General features: G+C 64.8%; 16 protein-coding genes and 1 riboswitch. Of the genes, 11 read left to right on the top strand and 5 right to left on the bottom strand.

Annotated elements, in window-relative coordinates:
• Positions 1-14: 14 nt before the first annotated feature.
• The 6 genes from FJ967_RS27915 (at position 15) to FJ967_RS27890 (ending at position 7,791) form a co-directional block, all read left to right on the top strand.
• Positions 15-587: a WG repeat-containing protein gene (locus FJ967_RS27915; protein ID WP_246675416.1), complete on the top strand. Its 573-nt coding sequence runs from the start codon at positions 15-17 to the stop codon at positions 585-587.
• A 202-nt stretch (positions 588-789) separates the two neighbouring features.
• Positions 790-1,965, top strand: a complete 1,176-nt coding sequence (locus tag FJ967_RS27910) for a phosphoserine transaminase (RefSeq protein ID WP_140735531.1) — start codon at positions 790-792, stop codon at positions 1,963-1,965.
• 64 nt (positions 1,966-2,029) lie between these two features.
• Positions 2,030-3,631, top strand: coding sequence for a phosphoglycerate dehydrogenase (gene serA, locus FJ967_RS27905; protein WP_140735530.1), 1,602 nt, complete (start codon positions 2,030-2,032; stop codon positions 3,629-3,631).
• A 490-nt stretch (positions 3,632-4,121) separates the two neighbouring features.
• Positions 4,122-4,808, top strand: coding sequence for a gluconate 2-dehydrogenase subunit 3 family protein (locus tag FJ967_RS27900; RefSeq protein ID WP_246675415.1), 687 nt, complete (start codon positions 4,122-4,124; stop codon positions 4,806-4,808).
• 2 nt (positions 4,809-4,810) lie between these two features.
• On the top strand, positions 4,811-6,577 hold the full coding sequence (locus FJ967_RS27895) for a GMC family oxidoreductase (RefSeq protein WP_140735529.1): 1,767 nt from the start codon (positions 4,811-4,813) through the stop codon (positions 6,575-6,577).
• On the top strand, positions 6,574-7,791 hold the full coding sequence (locus FJ967_RS27890; RefSeq protein WP_140735528.1) for a cytochrome c: 1,218 nt from the start codon (positions 6,574-6,576) through the stop codon (positions 7,789-7,791). Before FJ967_RS27895 ends, FJ967_RS27890 begins: the two co-directional genes overlap by 4 nt.
• Before the next feature lie 13 nt (positions 7,792-7,804).
• On the opposite strand, the gene FJ967_RS27885 is transcribed toward FJ967_RS27890, so the two are convergent.
• Positions 7,805-8,701 carry a DMT family transporter gene (locus tag FJ967_RS27885; RefSeq protein ID WP_140735527.1) on the bottom strand — a complete coding sequence of 299 codons (897 nt, stop codon included), beginning with the start codon at positions 8,699-8,701 and terminating at the stop codon, positions 7,805-7,807.
• Between the two features lie 212 nt (positions 8,702-8,913).
• Here FJ967_RS27885 and FJ967_RS27880 point away from each other — a divergent pair, with 212 nt between their 5' ends.
• Both FJ967_RS27880 and FJ967_RS27875 read left to right on the top strand, forming a co-directional pair.
• Positions 8,914-10,212 (top strand): adenylosuccinate synthase, encoded by a 1,299-nt coding sequence (locus FJ967_RS27880; RefSeq protein ID WP_140735526.1) that lies wholly within the window; start codon positions 8,914-8,916, stop codon positions 10,210-10,212.
• A gap of 75 nt (positions 10,213-10,287) precedes the next feature.
• Positions 10,288-12,006, top strand: a complete 1,719-nt coding sequence (locus FJ967_RS27875) for a hypothetical protein (protein WP_140735525.1) — start codon at positions 10,288-10,290, stop codon at positions 12,004-12,006.
• Positions 12,007-12,029: 23 nt separating this feature from the next.
• On the opposite strand, the gene FJ967_RS27870 is transcribed toward FJ967_RS27875, so the two are convergent.
• The 4 genes from FJ967_RS27870 to FJ967_RS27855 are packed head-to-tail and all read right to left on the bottom strand — an operon-like array spanning position 12,030 to position 15,107.
• Positions 12,030-12,329 carry a CcdB family protein gene (locus FJ967_RS27870; RefSeq protein ID WP_140735524.1) on the bottom strand — a complete coding sequence of 100 codons (300 nt, stop codon included), beginning with the start codon at positions 12,327-12,329 and terminating at the stop codon, positions 12,030-12,032.
• A complete protein-coding gene (locus tag FJ967_RS27865) occupies positions 12,329-12,571 on the bottom strand; it encodes a type II toxin-antitoxin system CcdA family antitoxin (protein ID WP_140735523.1) in 243 nt (80 codons plus the stop codon). The genes FJ967_RS27870 and FJ967_RS27865 overlap by 1 nt, the downstream gene beginning before the upstream one ends.
• Positions 12,572-12,625: 54 nt before the next feature.
• Positions 12,626-14,446: an ABC-F family ATP-binding cassette domain-containing protein gene (locus tag FJ967_RS27860; protein WP_140735522.1), complete on the bottom strand. Its 1,821-nt coding sequence runs from the start codon at positions 14,444-14,446 to the stop codon at positions 12,626-12,628.
• Between the two features lies 1 nt (position 14,447).
• On the bottom strand, positions 14,448-15,107 hold the full coding sequence (locus FJ967_RS27855; protein WP_140735521.1) for a thiamine diphosphokinase: 660 nt from the start codon (positions 15,105-15,107) through the stop codon (positions 14,448-14,450).
• Between the two features lie 87 nt (positions 15,108-15,194).
• A riboswitch (TPP riboswitch) is annotated at positions 15,195-15,309 on the top strand.
• Between the two features lie 43 nt (positions 15,310-15,352).
• On the opposite strand from FJ967_RS27855, the gene thiB reads away from it, so the two are divergent.
• The 3 genes from thiB to thiQ are packed head-to-tail and all read left to right on the top strand — an operon-like array spanning position 15,353 to position 18,754.
• Positions 15,353-16,351 carry a thiamine ABC transporter substrate binding subunit gene (gene thiB / locus FJ967_RS27850; protein WP_140735520.1) on the top strand — a complete coding sequence of 333 codons (999 nt, stop codon included), beginning with the start codon at positions 15,353-15,355 and terminating at the stop codon, positions 16,349-16,351.
• A gap of 8 nt (positions 16,352-16,359) precedes the next feature.
• Positions 16,360-17,985 (top strand): thiamine/thiamine pyrophosphate ABC transporter permease, encoded by a 1,626-nt coding sequence (gene thiP, locus FJ967_RS27845; RefSeq protein ID WP_140735604.1) that lies wholly within the window; start codon positions 16,360-16,362, stop codon positions 17,983-17,985.
• A complete protein-coding gene (gene thiQ, locus FJ967_RS27840) occupies positions 17,978-18,754 on the top strand; it encodes a thiamine ABC transporter ATP-binding protein (protein ID WP_140735519.1) in 777 nt (258 codons plus the stop codon). The genes thiP and thiQ overlap by 8 nt, the downstream gene beginning before the upstream one ends.
• The last annotated feature ends 176 nt before the right edge of the window (positions 18,755-18,930 follow it).

Genomic DNA, 18,930 nt, shown 5'->3' with positions numbered 1-18,930 from the left:
TCAAAAGCGCGGCGTTGATCCGCGCTTTCGTCTTCTCGGCCATGTTCGCCGCGACCGGGTGGTCCGCGGCGAACCCGGTGGCCAATCAAGACTACCGTTGTGTTTACGCTCCCAAAGCCAAGGGCGATATCGTTGATGCCGAGCATTGCGCATCGTCGGACGCCGCCGGCCATATCCACCTGAAGCGCAAGCATCTCCTCGCGCTGGATTTTGACCGGCACGGCCTCGCGAGCATCAACATCAATGGCGGTTGGTATTATGTGCGACAGGACGGCCGATTGGCTCCCGTCATGGCGATGGACAATTGGGCCGAACCATTCGCCGATGGTCTCGCGAGGTCGCCTGTCGGCAGCAAGATCGGCTTTATCAACCGCAATCTGGCGCTGGTCATCCCAGCTCGATACGATGGAGCGTTGCCGTTCGAGCATGGCCGGGCGGAGGTGTGCATCGATTGCAAGCTGGTCCCGGACGGCGAACATTTCCGCTATGTGGGCGGCCGCTGGGCTTGCATCGACCGCCATGGCCATGAGCGGGGACCATTCAGGCCTGACCGGAGCGCTGGCGATGTCTGCGGCAATGACGGTTGATGGACCTGGCGGACGAACGCATGAAGTAGCGAGCGCCAGCTTCGCGGTTTGCGTTTGAAGTCACGACATTCTGATCTCGTGTCGCCAGGTATCCTGCCAGCGACAAAAACTTTCCTCTTGACGCCGGAAGGCTGAACGCATATCGCCGTCCGTGGGCCACCCCTCCCCAACGAGGGGCCACTATCTGGAAGGATAGACCACGATGACGACACCTACGAAGCCCGGACTCCGTCCGGCAAACCCCAATTTTTCCTCAGGTCCCTGCGCAAAACGCCCCGGCTGGTCTGTCGAGGCGCTGAAATCCGCCGCGCTCGGCCGTTCCCACCGCGCCAAGATCGGCAAGACCAAGCTCGAGCAAGCGATCGAGTTGACGCGCGAGATCCTCAAGGTGCCGGCCGACTACCGCATCGGCATCGTGCCGGCCTCCGACACGGGTGCCGTCGAGATGGCGCTGTGGTCGTTGCTCGGCGAGCGCGGCGTCGACATGGTCGCCTGGGAGAGCTTCGGCGCTGGCTGGGTCACCGATGTGGTCAAGCAGCTGAAACTCGCCGATGTGCGCAAGATCGAGGCCGGCTATGGCGAACTGCCGGATCTCGCCAAGATCGATTTCGACCGCGACGTGGTCTTCACCTGGAACGGCACGACCTCGGGCGTGCGGGTGCCGGACGGCGACTTCATTCCGGCCGACCGCAAGGGCCTGACCATCTGCGACGCCACTTCGGCTGCCTTCGCGCAGCGGCTCGATTTCGAGAAACTCGACGTCGTCACCTTCTCCTGGCAGAAGGTCCTGGGCGGCGAGGGCGCGCATGGCATGCTGATCCTGTCGCCGCGCGCGGTGGCGCGGCTGGAGAACTACAAGCCTGCATGGCCGCTGCCGAAGATTTTCCGGCTGACCTCCGGCGGCAAGCTGATCGAGGGCATCTTCAAGGGCGAAACCATCAACACCCCGTCGATGCTTTGCGTCGAGGACTATCTCGACGCGTTGAACTGGGCGAAGTCGATCGGCGGCCTCGATGCGCTGGTTGCCAGGGCCGATGCCAATGCCGCCGTGCTCGACCGGTTCGTGGAAAAATCATCCTGGCTCGGCCATCTCGCCGTCGCGCCGGCGACGCGCTCGAACACGTCGGTATGCCTGTCGTTCAGCGACCCGGACATCGCGGCGCTCGATGCCGACGGTCAGGCGGCTTTCGCCAAGGGGCTGGTCTCGGCGCTCGACAAGGAAGGCGTCGCTTACGACATCGGCTCCTATCGCGATGCACCGCCGGGCCTGCGCATCTGGTGCGGCGCCACCGTCGAGACCGCCGATCTCGAAGCGTTGCTGCCCTGGCTCGACTGGGCCTTTGCCAGCCAGAAGGCGTCGCTCAAAGCGGCCGCCTGAGATTTCATGGCGGCCCGCGGGCCGCCATTCCCCCCAATCATCCAATTCTTTCATGGAGGCCGCCATGGCGCCCCGCGTTCTCGTCTCAGACAAACTCTCCACCACCGCCGTACAGATCTTCAAGGACCGCGGCATCGAGGTCGACTACCTGCCCGATCTCGGCAAGGACAAGGAAAAACTGCTCGAAGTGATCGGCCAGTATGACGGCCTCGCGATCCGCTCCGCGACCAAGGTCACCGAGAAGCTGATCAACGCCGCGACCAATCTGAAGGTCGTCGGCCGCGCCGGCATCGGCGTCGACAATGTCGATATCCCAGCGGCAAGCCGCAAGGGTATCATCGTGATGAACACGCCCTTCGGCAATTCGATCACCACGGCCGAGCATGCCGTGGCGATGATCTTCGCGCTCGCGCGCCAGATACCGGAAGCCAACGCCTCCACCCATGCCGGCAAGTGGGAGAAGAACCGCTTCATGGGCGTCGAGATCACCGGCAAGACCCTGGGCGTCATCGGCTGCGGCAATATCGGCTCGATCGTGGCGACGCGCGGCGTCGGGCTGAAAATGCATGTCGTGGCCTTCGATCCGTTCCTGTCGGACAAGCGCGCCGAGGAGCTCGGTGTCGACAAGGTAGAGCTCGACGAACTGTTCGCCCGTGCCGACTTCATCACGCTGCACACGCCGCTGACCGACAAGACCCGCAACATCATCGACGCGGCGGCCATCGCCAAGATGAAGAACGGCGTGCGCATCATCAACTGCGCCCGTGGCGGGCTGGTCGTCGAGGCCGATCTGGTCGCGGCGCTGAAGAGCGGCAAGGTGGCGGGTGCCGGCATCGACGTGTACGAGGTCGAGCCAGCGGAACAAAATGCGCTGTTCGGCATGGAAAACGTGGTGGCGACACCGCATCTCGGCGCCTCGACAGCGGAAGCGCAGGAGAATGTCGCGCTGCAGGTCGCCGAGCAGATGGCTGACTACCTGATCAAGGGCGCAGTCTCCAATGCCATCAACATGCCGTCGATCACGGCGGAAGAAGCGCCGCGGCTGAAGCCCTTCGTCAAGCTCGCCGAAGTGCTCGGCGCCTTTGTCGGCCAGGTCACAGAGGATCCGATCACCGAGGTCGAGATCCTGTTCGACGGCTCGACCGCGACCATGAACACGCGCGCGCTGATCAGCGCCGCGCTTGCCGGGCTGATCCGGCCGCAGGTTGCCGACGTCAACATGGTCTCGGCGCCGATCATGGTGAAGGAGCGCGGCATCATCGTCGCCGAGGTCAAGCGCGACAAATCGGGCGTGTTCGACGGCTACATCAAGCTGACCGTCAAGACCGAGCACATGACGCGCTCGATCGCCGGCACCTGCTTCTCCGACGGCAAGCCGCGCTTCATCCAGATCAAGGGCATCAACCTCGACGCCGAGGTCGGCCAGCACATGCTCTACACCACCAACGCCGATGCGCCAGGCATCATCGGCCTGCTCGGCACTGTCTGCGGCGAGAACGGCGTCAACATCGCCAACTTCCAGCTTGGCCGCAACCGGCCGGGCGGCGACGCCATCGCACTGCTCTATCTCGACGCCCCGTTCCCGGAAAAGGTGCTGGCGCAGGTGCGAGACCACAAGTCGATCGACTCGGCAAAGCGGTTGCAGTTCGACGTCGGCGCGATCTAGGCGTCCCCCACACCCTCACGGGTGACACGCAGACCAATACGACGCCCCGTTTGCCGGCATGCAAGCGGGGCGTTTGCGTGTCCGCCGGCACCCATCCGGCGGGTTGCACCGTTGCCGCCAGACGCGATGCAGGATGGGATGGCAGGCCTGTTGCGGCCCAGTCAATCAGGCCATCGCCGGAGTGCGGTCGACGCCCCCTTGTCGCAACCGTCTCCAAGACTATATCGTTTAGTTGTCAGTACATTAGCGAGTTAGGATAAGCACAATGGCTGGCCTAATCTAACGATTTCGTGATCTGCTTGACGATCCCGGTTTCTTTCCGCAGGCTGACGCCAATTGACGAGCATGATCTGAACTTAACTTCTTTTGTCATGATTTCGCACCTAACGTAAGGCGCGCTGGTTTTGCTGTCGAGGAGGCTTCGATGGATCGTCACAATACTGTCCGATTGAGCCGGCGTCTTTTCTTATCTTCGGTCGCGATGTTTACGATGACGGCAACCTCGGCAAGCTTTGCCCGATCCCTGTCGGGCTCGCTGCCCTGGGTGCCACTGTCGTCCGATCCGCCGACGCAGGTGGTGCCTGGTGGCTGGCAATTCTTCACGCCCCAGGAAGCGGCCCTGGTCGAGGCCATCGTGGACCGCATCATCCCCGCCGATGATCTCTCGATGGGCGGCAAGGAGGCCGGCTGCGCCGTCTATATAGACCGGCAACTGATGGGCGCGTTCGGGACATCGAGCCGGCTCTACACGAAAGGGCCGTTCCTGCCGGGATTGCCCACGCAGGGATACCAAGGCGAAGCCAATCCGGCACAGCGCTACCGAGCCGGCCTTGCCGCCATCGACGCGTTCCTGAAGCAGCGCGACGGCAAGACGTTCGCCGAGCTCCAGCCTGCCGACCAGGATGCGTTCCTGACCGCCATGGAGGCCGGAAAGGTCGAGTTGCCCAATGGCGTCAAGGCCGCCGGCTTCTTCGGATTGCTGCTGCAGAACACGATGGAAGGGTTCTTCGCCGATCCGGTCTATGGCGGCAACAAGGACATGGTGTCGTGGCGCATGCTCGGCTTCCCCGGCGCGCGCTATGACTACAGGGATCACGTCAGCAAGCACAATCAGGCTTACCCGCGACCGCCCGTCTCCATCGAGGGCAGCCCGGAATGGCTCGTGAAAAGGAGCTGACCATGACGACGATACTGCCCCGCAAGGATGTCGTGATCGTCGGCCTCGGCTGGACGGGGTCGATCCTGGCGCATGAGCTCACCGACCAGGGCCTGGATGTGCTGGCCATCGAGCGCGGCCCTTGGCGCGACACGGCGACCGATTTCAACATCGGCTACGCGCAGGACGAACTGCGCTACAGCGTGCGGCGCGACCTGTTCCTGCAGCCGGCGGTGGAAACGCTGACGATGCGCAACGACCCCTCGCAGACGGCGCTGCCGATGCGCGATTTCGGCTCGTTCCTGCCCGGCAACGGTGTCGGCGGCGCCGGTGTGCACTGGAACGGCCACACCTGGCGGTTCTGGGATTCGGACTTCCAGATCAAGACCAACCTGACCAAGCGATACGGCGCGGCACGGATCGCTGATCTCCAGGTCGAGGACTGGGGCGTGACCGGCGCCGAGATGGAGCCCTATTACGACCAGTTCGAATATCTGGCGGGAATCTCGGGCAAGGCCGGCAACATCAAGGGCAAGCTGCAGGACGGCGGCAATCCGTTCGAGGATCCGAGGGCGCGGGACTATCCGAACCCGCCGATGGAGATGACCTACGCGCCGACCCTGTTCGCCAATGTCGGCCGGTCGATGGGGTTGCATCCGTTTCCGACGCCGTCCGCCAACATGTCGCGGACCTATGTCAATCCGCTCGGCATCACCATGGGGCAATGCACCTATTGTGGTTTCTGCGAGCGGTTCGGATGCGCCAATTATTCCAAATCGAGCGCCCAGACGACCATTCTTCCCGTCCTGATGAAGAAGGCCAATTTCGAGGTCCGGACCGACAGCGAGGTGCTGCATGTCGATCTCGCGGCCGGCGGCAAGTCCGCGCGCGGTGTCACCTATGTCGACACATCAGGGCAAGAATTCTTCCAGCCGGCTGATCTCGTGCTTCTATGCGCCTACGGCCTGCACAATGCGCGGCTGATGATGCTGTCGGGCATCGGCAAAATCTATGATCCCGTCACCGGCGAAGGTACGGTCGGGCGCAATTACTGCTACCAGACCAATGCCGGCGCGCAGGTGTTCTTCGACGACAAGAACTTCAATCCGTTCATTGCCGCGGGTGCGCTCGGCCAGACGATCGACGACTTCAACGGCGACGCCTTCGATCACAGCGGGCTCGACTTCGTCGGCGGCGCGGGCATCAACTGCATCCCGACCAATGGGCGTCCGATCGGGACAAGGCCGACGCTGCCCGGCACGCCCAAATGGGGCAGCGCCTGGAAGAAGGCGACCGTCGCGGGCTACAAGAGCACGCTCGGCTTTTCCTCGCAGGGCAGCAGCTATGCGACGCGCACCAATTATCTCGACCTCGACCCTACCTACAAGGATCGCTTCGGCAGGCCGCTGATGCGCATGACCTTCGATTTTCCCGACAACGACATCAGGATGTCGAATTATCTCTGCGACCGGATGGAGGAGATCGCCAAGGCGTCTGGCGGCAAGCAGTACAATGTCGCGCGCCGCAAGAAAGGCTGGGACAGCGTCCCCTATCAAAGCACCCACAATACGGGTGGCGCCATCATGGGAACGGACCCGAAAAGAAGCGCGGTCAACAGTTTCCTGCAAAGCTGGGATGTGCCCAACGTCTTCGTCATCGGCGCGTCGGCCTTCCCGCAGAATGCCGGCAAGAACCCGACGGGAACGGTCGGCGCGCTCGCCTTCCGCGCCGCCGATGCCATTCGCACCCAGTATCTGCGCAATCCCGGCGCACCGCTGGTGCAGGCATGAGGACGCCCGCTGCCACACTGTGTGCCGGCGCGGCGCTGCTGGCGATCACGCCGGCGCTCGGCGCCGATCAGGCCGACCAGATCATTCGCGGCCACTACCAGGCCGTGCTCGGCGATTGCGCGGGCTGCCACACAAGGCCAGGCGGCAGGCCGCTGGCCGGTGGCCTGCCGCTCGCGACGCCGTTCGGTGCCCTGGTCCCGCCCAACATCACACCCGACCACGAGACGGGCATCGGCAACTGGTCGCAGACCGATTTCCGCAACATGATGAAGACCGGCATCGGCCATGATGGCGTGCGGCTCTATCCCGCCATGCCATACCCCGCCTACACCAGGATGACCGAACAGGACATTGCCGACCTCTGGGCGTACCTCACCACGGTCGAGCCGGTTTCAAACAAGGTCGAGGCTAACCAGTTGCCATTCCCGCTGAACATCCGGCTGTCGATGTGGGGCTGGAACCTGCTGAACTTCAGCGAGGCAAGCTTCCAGGCCGATCCCTCCAAGTCCGCGGAATGGAATCGCGGCGCCTATATCGTGCAGGGAGCCGGGCACTGCGGCACCTGCCACACGCCCAAATCCTTCCTGGGCGCCGACCAGGACACCAGCTTCCTGCAAGGGGCGTCGCTGCAGGGCTGGTTTGCCCCCGACATAACCAACAATGCACAATCCGGCCTTGGCAAGTGGTCGGAAGCGGATGTGGCCACCTATCTCAAGACCGGCGTCAACGCGCATTCGACCGCGTCCGGTCCGATGGCCGAGGCGATCGAGAACTCGACCTCTGAAATGACGGATTCCGATCTCAAGGCCATTGCCGTCTATCTCAAGAGCCTGGGATCCGACACCGCCAACGCGCAGGCGCCCAAACCCGACGAGGCGCGGATGGTGGCGGGCGAGGCGATCTACCATGATAATTGCTCGGCCTGCCATGGCGGCGATGGCGCCGGGGCCGGGGCGTTGTTCCCGACCCTGGTCGGCAACTCCATCGTCGCGCAAGGCAATCCTGAAACGCTCGCCCGTGTCGTTCTCGCCGGAAGCCAGGCGGTGCACACGGCCGGCGCGCCAACGACGCCTGCGATGCCGTCGCTGGCATGGCGGCTGAAGGACCAGGAAATCGCCGACGTGCTGACCTATGTGCGCGGCAGCTGGGGCAATTCCGCTGCGCCGGTCGCGTCGGACGATGTCGCGGCGGTGCGCAAGGAATTGGTGCCGTAAATCCACATGCCCGTCAGGGACCGGGAGCCATCCTGCGCCCGCTATATTCGGCGAGCGCGATGCCGCCCAGTACGAGCACGAGCGCCAGTGCCTGATAGAGCTGGAAGGTCTCGCCGACGATCAGCACGGAAAGCAGCGTGCCGAAGATCGGCACCAGATTGATGAACAGGCCGGCGCGATTGGCGCCGATCAGTTCATTGCCCCTGATATAGGTCATCTGCGAGATCACCGAAGCGCCGATCGCGGTATAGGCGATGACGGCCCAGCCGCTGGCATCGGGCACGATCACCTTGCCGGCGGCGGCCTCCCACAGGAAGAAGGGCAGCGAGGTGATGAGTGCTGCAAACGACATGGCAAGCATCAGGCTCTGCCAGCGCATGGCCGGCTTCAGCCGCAACCCGACCGAATAGCCGCTGTAGAGGATGACGGCGACGAGCATGATGGCGTCGCCGAAATTGAGCTCCAGCGTCAGCAGCCGGCGCGGATCGCCATGGCTGGCGGTCAGGACGACGCCGAGGATGGTCAGCACCACGCCGGCGATCTGCGCCCAGTTCACGCGCAAACGGAAGAGAACGAAATTGGCTGTCATGATCAGGATCGGCATCGCCGCCTGCTCGATCGAGACGTTGATGGCGGTCGTGTAGTTGAGCGCCGTGTAGAAGATGGTGTTGAACAAAGTGAAACCACTGGCGCCCAGCGCCGCCAGCACGAACCAGTGCCTGCGCACGACAGGCCAATCCTCCTGGATCGTGCGCCAGCCGATCGGCAGCAGGATCGCGACCGCCAGCATCCAGCGCAGGAAGACCAGCGTCATCGGCGAGACATGGCCGACCGCCAGCTTGCCGGCCACCGAATTGCCGCCCCACAGCAAGGTGGTGAGCAGCAGGAACATGTAGGCGTTTCGATGCATCGCGGGCTTCCGGCCGCGAAATGGGCCGCGGTGTTTGCCGGCCTATTGCCCCCATCAGCCCAAGTAAATGATGTCAAAGCCGAAAATTGTTGTGCCTCAGGGCATTTTCGACGGCAAAGAAAGGTCGCACTCGCGAGGGCTTGACGCTATAGAGGCCTGTCGTTTCGAACCATATCCAAGCCGCGCGGCGGCGCTCTCAAGGGAAAAGAAACATGGCCAATGTGGTGGTCGTCGGCTCGCAGTGGGGCGACGAAGGCAAGGGCAAGATCGTCGACTGGCTGTCGGAGCGCGCCGATGTGGTGGTGCGGTTCCAGGGCGGCCACAATGCCGGTCACACGCTGGTCGTCGACGGCAAGGTCTACAAGCTGTCGCTCTTGCCTTCAGGCGTCGTGCGGCAAGGCAAACTGTCGATCATCGGCAATGGCGTGGTCTTCGATCCGCATGCTTTCGTCGCTGAAGTAGCCAAACTCAAGGCGCAAGGCGTCGAGGTGACGCCGGATCGCCTGAAAATAGCCGAAAACACGGCGCTTATCCTGTCCGTGCACCGGGAGCTGGACGGATTCCGTGAGGACGCCGCCTCCAATTCCGGAACGAAGATTGGCACGACGCGCCGTGGCATTGGCCCCGCCTATGAAGACAAGGTGGGCCGGCGCGCGGTTCGGGTGATGGACTTGGCGGATTTGGAAACGCTACCCTTGAAGGTCGACAGGCTGCTGACGCACCACAATGCGCTGCGTCGCGGGCTCGGCCATGGCGAAGTCACGCATGACGCGATCATGCAGGAATTGACCTCGGTCGCGAACGACATCCTGCCTTACATGGACCGGGTCTGGAAGGTGCTCGACGACAAGCGCCGCGCCGGCGAGCGCATCCTGTTCGAGGGCGCGCAAGGCACGCTGCTCGACATCGACCACGGCACCTATCCGTTCGTCACCTCGTCCAACACGGTCGCCGGCCAGGCGGCCGCCGGCTCGGGCGTCGGCCCTGGCGCCATCGGTTATGTGCTCGGCATCACCAAGGCCTACACGACGCGCGTCGGCGAGGGCCCGTTCCCAACCGAGCAGAAGAACGAGGTCGGCGAGTTCCTCGGCACGCGCGGCCATGAATTCGGCGTCGTCACCGGCCGCAAGCGCCGCTGCGGCTGGTTCGACGCGGTGCTGGTGCGCCAGGCGGTTGCGGTCAACGGCATCAAGGGCATCGCGCTGACCAAGCTCGATGTGCTCGACGGGCTGGACGAGATCAAGGTCTGCACCGGCTACCGTCTCGACGGCGAGACGATCGACTATCTGCCGGCCAGCCAGGGCGCGCAGGCGCGGGTCGAACCCATCTACGAGACGCTGGAAGGCTGGAAAGGCACCACCGCCGGCGCGCGCAGCTGGAACGACCTGCCGGCGCAGGCGGTCAAGTATGTCCGGTATATAGAAGAGTTGATCGGCGCGCCGGTGGCGCTGCTCTCCACCAGCCCGGAACGGGACGATACGATACTTGTGACCGATCCGTTTCAAGACTAGTTTCTCAAGCCTTTCCGGGCATTGCGGCTGATTTGCGGGGGCCGGCGCGGAAACAAAATACAGGTCGACCGAAGCATGGCAGATTTCGTTGCTGTTCTGAAGAAAACGATAGACAATCTCAGCGACCAGTCGCCGGAGATGCGGGCGAAGGTCTATGACAAGGCCCGCGCGACGATTGCAGCCAAGATTGCCCTGCGCGATCCGCCGCTTTCACCGTCGGATGTCGCCAAGCAGAAGCGCGGCCTGGAAGATGCGATCGCCAGCGTCGAGCGCGGCTACGCCAAAAGCGTGCCGGAAACGGACCCGCTGGCCGAACTGGAGCACATCTTTTCCTCCATCGACCGCAACAAGAACCAGCCAAGTCACGCCAAGCAGCCGGTGAAGGCCGAGGCCGCCATTCCAGCCCCGTCACCGTATCGGCCTGCCCCGGCGGCGCCGGAGCCGTACAAGCCGGCACCGCCCGCGCCAAGGCCCGCGCCTTACACACCCGCTCCCGCCGCAAAGGTCGAGCCAAGCTGGCAAAGGCCGGCGTCGACGCAACCTGCCCCCGATTTTTCGGAAAAGACCTTGCCGGGGATGGACGCGGACAGGGATGAAGACCAGGACGACGTCTTTGCCAATGACGAAGCGCCGGCATCCGGCGACGCTTTCGAGCGGCTTCGCCCGGCCGCCCGCAAGCGCAGCTACGGCGGGCTGATCGCCGCCGTCGTCGCGCTGCTGGTCGTTGCCGGCGGCGGTTACGGCATCTGGCTGAACAAGGATGCCTTCGGCAAGATGCTGGGCCTGGACGGCAACAAGGTCGTTGCCAAGACCGAACCGGTGAAACCGGCACCGGCCAAGCCTGCGACCGATGCCGCGGCGGCGCCGCCGGCGACAGGCGCCGAAGGCACGAAATTCACGCAGCGGCTGACGCCCGAGGGCGGCGAGACCGACCCCGGCCCGGCCGGTGGACAAAGTGGCATAGGCGAGGGTGAATCCGTCGCAGCGCTGACGACGCCGCCGACGGCAACGAATGCACCGGCCGCTTCGACGCCGGCCGTTCCCGTGCCGGCTGCCGGTACGCCCGCAGCAGGTGCGCCGGCCGCGACCACACCTGCGGCAGGCGCCGCGCCCGCGACGCCGCCCGCCGATGGTGCCGCACCCGCGACGCCGCCCGCCGATGCGGCCGCCGCCACACCGCCCGCACCGGCTGGCGCCGCACCGGCTGGCGCGGCTCCGGCCGCGACGCCAGCCTCCGTGCCGGTCGGCCAGAAGGCCATTTTCTATGAAGAGCGCACCAGCACCGCGCAGGGTTCGGCCGAGCCCGGCAGCATCGTGTGGTCGCTGGTGCAGGAATCGCCTGGCGGCGACTTGCCACCGGAGCCCGCGATCCGTGCAGAGGCGACCATTCCCGGCAAGGACATCCAGTTGCGCATGACGATCCGCCGCAACACGGACCAGACCCTGCCGGCGAGCCACATCATCGAAATGATCTTCCTGACGCCCGACGGCTTCGACGGCGGCGGTGTCGACAATATCCTGCGCGTCGCCATGAAGAGTTCGGAACAGGATGCGGGTTCCCCGCTGATCGGCATCCCGGCCAAGATCGCCGACGGTTTCTTCCTTGTCGCGCTCAACGACACCAAGGCCGACGAGGACGCCAACATGACCCTGTTGCGTGGCCAGGACTGGATCGACGTGCCGGTCGTCTACAAGACCGGACGGCGGGCGCTGCTGACCATGGAAAAGGGCATTCCCGGCGAGAAGGTGTTCGACGAGGCGATCAAGGCCTGGCAGGCCAAGACCGCGGGGTGAGCACTGCCCAGGGCTTCTGTTTTTCAGAACCCTTGGAACAGCATGTCGAGCGCGGCGACGATGTCGTCGTGATGCCTGGCGAGATTTCCTTCGGCCGCCCGCAGTTCGGCGGCCGTCAAAGCAGACATGAATTGGGTGACCATCACATGGTCCCTGCCATCGATCCTGAAGATCGGGTTTAGTCTGCGGGCCGGCAACGGTGCCGTTTCCGGCGGCAAGAGCGGAACGACTACCTTGGTGGCGAGGTGTTCCAGCAGATCGGACTGAACATCGAGAAGATAACCGTCGCTTCCAGCCATCCGGTAGAAATCATAACGGGCCATCAAAACAGCCGATATTTGGCCAGAGGCAGGCCGTTGCGCTTGACGTAATCGTTCGAGCTTTCGATCGCTGCCTTGTTCTCTTCCTGCCAGCGGCGCGTCTTTTCAGCAGAAATTGCTTTTGCGATTCCTTGCTCGGCAGCCCGAGACATGTTGATGCCCAAAGCCTTGGCCTCTTCGATCAATCTGGAGTCAATCGAGGTGTTGACCGATTTGCGCTGTGGTTTTGCCGTCGATTGAGGCATAGAGCACCTCTCTATGCGCATAAAGTAAGCACATATCTGCGTGTAGGCAACAGCCTACCCCTCCATCTCCTCGCGCAGCATTTCCAGTTCCAGCCATTCCTCCTCCAGCGCCGCCAGCGTGGCGCGCTCCTTGTCGAGGGCGGCGATCGTTTTCTGGAACGAGACCGGATCGCGCTCGTAAAAGGCGGGGTCGGCGATGTTGTTCTCCAGCCGCGAGATCGACGCGGTCACCGCCTCGATCTTCTTGGGCAGGGAATCCAGTGCGAACTTCTGCTTGAAGGACAGTTTCTTCGCCGGGCCTTTGGGCGCCGCCGGCTCGCTCTTGGCTGGCGCCGGCGTCTCGCCGTTCTCGGCCTTGGCGCGCGCCTTGCGGTCGTCGAGCCTGGTGCCGCCGCGTTGCGCCAGCATGTCGGAATAGCCGCCGGCATATTCCACCCAGCGGCCGCCGCCATCGGGCGCGATGACGCTGGTGACGGTGCGATCGAGGAAATCGCGGTCGTGGCTGACCAGGATGACGGTGCCGGCAAAGCCCGCGACCAGTTCCTGCAGCAGTTCCAGCGTTTCCATGTCGAGATCGTTGGTCGGCTCATCGAGCACCAGAAGGTTCGCCGGCCGCGCCAGCACGCGCGCCAGGATCAGCCGCGCCCGCTCGCCGCCGGACAACTCGCGTACCGGCGTGCGCGCCTGTTCCGGCTTGAACAGGAAATCCTTCATGTAGGAGACGACGTGGCGCTGCTCGCCATTGATGACGAGGTTCTCGCCGCGCCCGTCGGTCAGGTACTGAGCCAGCGTCTCCTGCGGGTCGACGGCCTCGCGCTTCTGGTCGAGCGTGGCGATCTCCAGATTGGTGCCGAGCCGCACCGAACCGGCGTCCGGCGCAAGTTCGCCGGTCAGCATCTTCAAAAGCGTCGTCTTGCCGGCGCCGTTCGGTCCGACCAGACCGACACGGTCGCCGCGCTGAATGCGGGTCGAGAAGCCCTTGACCACGGTGAGATCGCCAAAGCTCTTCTCGATGTTCTTCGCCTCGATCACCAGCTTGCCGGATTCGGCGGCGTCGCTCGCGACCATGGTTGCGGTGCCCTCGGCGCCGCGATGGCCGCGGAAGCGCTGGCGCATCGTCTGCAACTCGCCGAGGCGGCGCATGTTGCGCTTGCGCCGCGCCGTCACGCCGTAGCGCAGCCAGTGCTCCTCGCGCACGATCTGGCGACCGAGCTTGTGCTGCTCGCGCTCTTCTTCTTCCAGCACGAGGTCGCGCCATTCCTCGAAATGGCCGAAACCCTTGTCCAGCCGGCGGGTCTGGCCACGGTCGAGCCAGACGGTGGCGCGCGAGACGCGTTCGAGGAAGCGGCGGTCATGGGAGATGACGATGAGCGCCGAGGAGGTGCGGACGAGCTCTTCTTCCAGCCATTCGATCACCGAGAGATCAAGATGGTTAGTCGGCTCATCAAGCAGAAGGATGTCCGGTTCCGGCGCCATGACGCGGGCAAGGGCGGCGCGCCTTGCCTCACCGCCGGACAGGTCGCCTGGCCGTTCGTCACCCGACAGGCCAAGATGCTCCATCAGGTAGCTGGCGCGGTAAGGGTCATCGGCCGGCCCCAGTCCCGCCTCGACATAGGCGCGGACATTGGCGAAGCCGTCCATGTCGGGCATTTGCGGCAGGTAGCGCACCGTCGCCGAAGGCTGGCGGAACACCTCGCCGTCCTGCGGCTCGATCATGCCGGCGGCGATCTTGAGCAGCGTCGACTTGCCTGACCCGTTGCGGCCGACCAGTGCGATCTTGTCGCCGGCCGAAGCGGTCAGGGCGGCGCCATCGAGCAGCGGCGTGCCGCCGAAGGTCAGTCTTATCCCGTCGAGATTGAGAAGAGGCGGGGCCATGTCAGCTTTCGGGCAGTGGATAGGGATGGGCAAGCAGCAGCGCGCGGCCGTGGCCGAGCGTGATTTCGAGGCGGCCCCCGGTCCTGTCGAACTTGACCTCGTTGGAAATGGTCAGCGACGAACCGAACGCCACCTCGACCTTATCGAGCGGCCATTTGGCGCCGGTGACGGTCAAGCCTGAGAGTTCGGAAAAGCCGAGAATCGAAAACAGCGTGCCGTCGGCATAGTCGAAGCCGGCGGTTCCATGCAGCATGGGGACGCCTTCCTGGGCGCCGCTGGTCAAGAGCACATCCGTCCCGGCCTCGGCCAGCCGCAGGCCAAGCGCCAGATGCAGGAAGGCGTGGTCGGCGCGCTTGCCGCCGAAGGCGCCCGCCAGCACGAGACGGGTCGCCCCGCGGTCGAGCGCCGCCGCGATCGCCAGTTCGCCATCGGTCTTGTCCTTCTCCGCCGGAAAGGTCTGGCGGGGCACGGCGGCGAGATCGGCGGGCAGGCCGGCCGGCACCGAATCGAAATCGCCGACCCACAGTTCCGGGACAAGGCCCAGCATCCGCGCATGGCCGATGCCAGCGTCGGCGGCGATGACACGCGAGGCCTCGACCTGGCGGTCGAGCCGGGGCGTGCGGATGAGATCGCCGCCAAGCAGGATGGTGAATGTGCTCATATCCCGTCGCCCTTACCAGCCCGGCACGGGAAACGGAAGGCGGCAAACTCCCACTTGCGCGCCTCATCGGCCCGGCCTATGTGTCGAAACGCTCTAACGGGGTGCCGGACGCGAATTTCGTGGACCGGCTGAGAGGCAGTCTCGCCAACCCGCTGAACCTGATCCGGTTTGTACCGGCGGAGGGATTAGACGTTTCGGACAGTCCGACGCCTCAATTCCTTTCAACGCAAACGAAGGAGGCGCCGATGCGCACGTTTTTATACTCTCTTGTCTCGGCAGCGGTCGTGGCGCTGTCCGGGCCGGCCTTGGCCAAGGACAAGCTCACCGTCTACACCTATGAGAGCTTCACCGCAGACTGGGGCCCTGGCCCGGTGGTGAAGAAGGAATTCGAGGCCGAATGCGGCTGCGACGTCGAGTTCGTCTCGGTCGCAGACGGCGTCGCCCTGCTCAACCGCGTCAGACTCGAAGGCGCTTCGACCAAGGCCGACATCGTGCTCGGCCTCGACACCAATCTCACCGCCGACGCCAAGGCCACAGGCCTGTTCGCGCCGCATGGCCCGGTATCGGATGCCGCTGTGCCGGGCGGCTGGACCGACGACACCTTTGTCCCGTTCGACTACGGTTACTTCGCCGTCGTCTATGACACGGAAAAATTGAAGAGCCCGCCCAAGAGCCTGAAGGACCTGGTCGAGGGCAGTGCCGACGACAAGATCGTCATCCAGGATCCGCGCACCTCGACGCCGGGCCTCGGCCTGCTGTTGTGGGTGAAGTCGGTCTATGGCGACAAGGCGCCTGAGGCCTGGGCCAAGCTCAAGACCAAGGTTTTGACCGTGACACCGGGCTGGAGCGAAGCCTACGGCCTGTTCACCAAGGGGGAGGCGCCGATGGTGCTGTCCTACACGACCTCGCCGGCCTACCACATGGTCGCCGAGAATACGGAGCGCTATCAGGCGGCCTCGTTCGAGGAAGGCGAATACCTTCAGATCGAAGTCGCCGGCATCACCACCACGGGGGCGAAGAATCCGCTGGCGGCGAAGTTCATGGCGTTCATGACCGGGCCGAAATTCCAGGACGCAATCCCCGAGACCAACTGGATGTTCCCGGCCGGCAAGACCGACAAGCCGCTCAACCCGGCCTTCGACAGACTGGTCAAGCCGACCAAGACCTTGCTGTTCAGCCCCGAGGAAGTCGCCGCCAACCGCAAGGCCTGGGTCGATGAATGGCTGGCGGTGATGAGCAAGTAGGCGAAGCGATGGCGCTGGCGCGTCCGACCGATCCTCGCATCGCCGCCGGCGTCATCGCGCTGGCGGCGATCACGCTGCTGATCGGCGGAGCGTTCCTGGGGCTGCTGTTCGAAGGCGCGCACGATCTCTCCGGCGCCTGGGCGGCGTTCGATCCCTATCTGCTGCGTGTCGTGCGCTTCACGCTGTGGCAGGCGGCGCTGTCGACGCTGCTTTCGGTCGTGCCGGCGCTGTTGGTGGCGCGTGCGCTGTCGCGGCATCCGCGCTTCTTCGGCCGTGGCTTCATCCTGCAGCTTTTCGCCCTGCCCCTGGCGCTGCCGGCTATCGTCGCGGCGCTCGGTATCCTGGCGCTTTATGGCCGCGCCGGTTATTTCGCCGGCTTGTCCAGCGCCGTCGGCGGCCAGGACTGGCCGGGCATCTATGGCCTGTCGGGCATTCTCGTCGCTCATGTCTTCTTCAACCTGCCGCTGGCCACCCGCCTGTTCCTCGAGGCGTTGCAGACCATTCCCTCCGATCAGTGGCGACTGGCGAGCCAGCTCGGCATGGGAGCGCGGCCGGCGTTCCGGCTGATCGAGTGGCCGGCGCTGCGCGCCGCCTTGCCGGGTATCGCAGGCCTGGTCTTCATGCTTTGCGTCACATCCTTCACCATCGTGCTGACGCTTGGCGGCGGGCCGGCCGCGACCACGCTTGAGGTCGGCATCTATCAGGCGTTGCGCTTCGATTTCGATCCCGCGAGGGCGGTGACGCTCACTTTCTTGCAGATCGCCCTGACCTTTGTCGTGGTGCTGGTGCTGACGCGGCTTGGCGCCAATGTCGCCGGCGACGCCAACCTGCCGGTTGCGCCGCGCCGCTATCCCCAGGTCAACGGGGCTGAGGCCTCGTTGAACGCCGCGCTGATCGTGGGGGCGCTGCTGTTCGTCGCCGGGCCTATGGCCGCGACCGTGACAGCGGGGCTGAGCGCCGATATCGGCCGGCTGGCAGGCGAGGCCGCTGTCCGGCAGGCGACACTGACCAGCGCCGCGTTCGCCTTGCTGTCGGCGCTGCTCTCGGTGATGCTGTCGCTGGCATTGACCATGGCGCGCGGGGCGCTGGCGCTCAACCGGCGCTCCGGTCCAAAGACACTGCTCGAACACGCGACCGACACCGGCGCTGGCTTTGTCCTGGTGGTGCCGCCGATCGTCATTGGCGCCGGCTGGTTCCTGTTGCTACGCCATGCCGGCGACGTCTTTGCCATCGCTCCGCTCATGGTCGTCACCGTCAACGCTGTCATGGCGATGCCTTTCGCGCTGCGTGCAGTCCGGCCCGCCTATGACGCGGCAAGCGCGAGGCACGAACGGCTCTGCGCGCAGCTCGGCATTTCCGGCCTGGCCAGGTGGCGGCTCATCGACTGGCCGTCAATGCGGCGGCCACTGGCCACCGCCTTTGCCTTCGCCATGGCGCTGTCGCTCGGCGATCTCGGCGTCATCGCGCTGTTCGGCAGTGATTCCGTCCAGACATTGCCCTACCTTCTCCTGGCGCGCATGGGCAGCTATCGCACGCAGGACGCTGCCGGCCTGGCACTGCTGCTGGGCCTGGTCTGCCTGGCACTGGTGCTGGCAGCGGACCGGTTGGGAAAGGGGACGGCACGCGATGTCTGACAGGGCAACCGGCGGCAAGGGAATGCCGGTGCGGCTGGACAGGGTTTCGTTCAGCTATGGCGAGGCGCCACTCGGCTTCGACGTCGCGTTCACCGCGGCGCAGATCACCGCCATCATGGGGCCGAGCGGTTCGGGAAAGTCGACACTGCTCAATCTGGTGGCCGGGTTCGAGACGCCGCAGGCCGGCCGCGTCCTGATCGGCGGAGCCGATGTCGGCGCCGCGCCGCCGGCCGCGCGGCCGGTGTCGATGGTGTTCCAGGAAAACAACCTTTTTGCCCATCTTTCCGTCGAGCAGAATGTCGGGCTTGGCCGTTCGCCATCGTTGCGGCTGGCCGAAGCCGACCGCGCCGCTATCGCGGATGCCTTGGTCCGTACCGGCCTTGCCGGCAAGGAGAAGCGGTTGCCGCGAGAACTTTCGGGCGGCGAGCGCCAGCGCGTCGCCCTGGCCCGCGTGCTGGTGCGTGATCGTCCGGTGCTGCTGCTCGACGAGCCCTTCGCCTCGCTCGGGCCAGCCTTGCGCGACGACATGCTCGATCTGGTTGCCGGCCTCCACGCCGAGCGCGGCATGACGGTGCTGTTCGTTACGCACCAGCCGCAGGATGCCCGCCGCATCGCAGAGCAGGTGGTGTTTCTGGACAATGGCGCCGTCGCCGCCACGGGTACCGCGGACGATTTCTTCGCCGGGGCTGGTCCGGAGGCGTTCCAGCGCTATATCGGCGACAATGCCGGGCATGCCGTATCACGAGATATTGCCCGGAAGCCGACATAATTTACGGTCAAACCGGCTTCAGGCGAAGGGACGCTTGCTTGCCATGGTCTGCGTAGTGTGGCTAGGTCCGCCCTACTGGTCCGGCACAGGCCGTGATTTGCCTACAGCATCCGCCGCACGCCCCGAGGGACGCGTGACGGATGCTGTAGCAGTTGTTTTTTGCGCATGACGGTTCC

Origin of the sequence: Mesorhizobium sp. B2-3-4 (assembly GCF_006442315.1) — a bacterium.
In the GTDB taxonomy this organism is placed as follows: Bacteria; Pseudomonadota; Alphaproteobacteria; order Rhizobiales; family Rhizobiaceae; genus Mesorhizobium.
The sequence above is the reverse complement of the archived record's forward strand: the minus strand, read 5'-3'. Positions and strand labels throughout refer to the sequence as shown.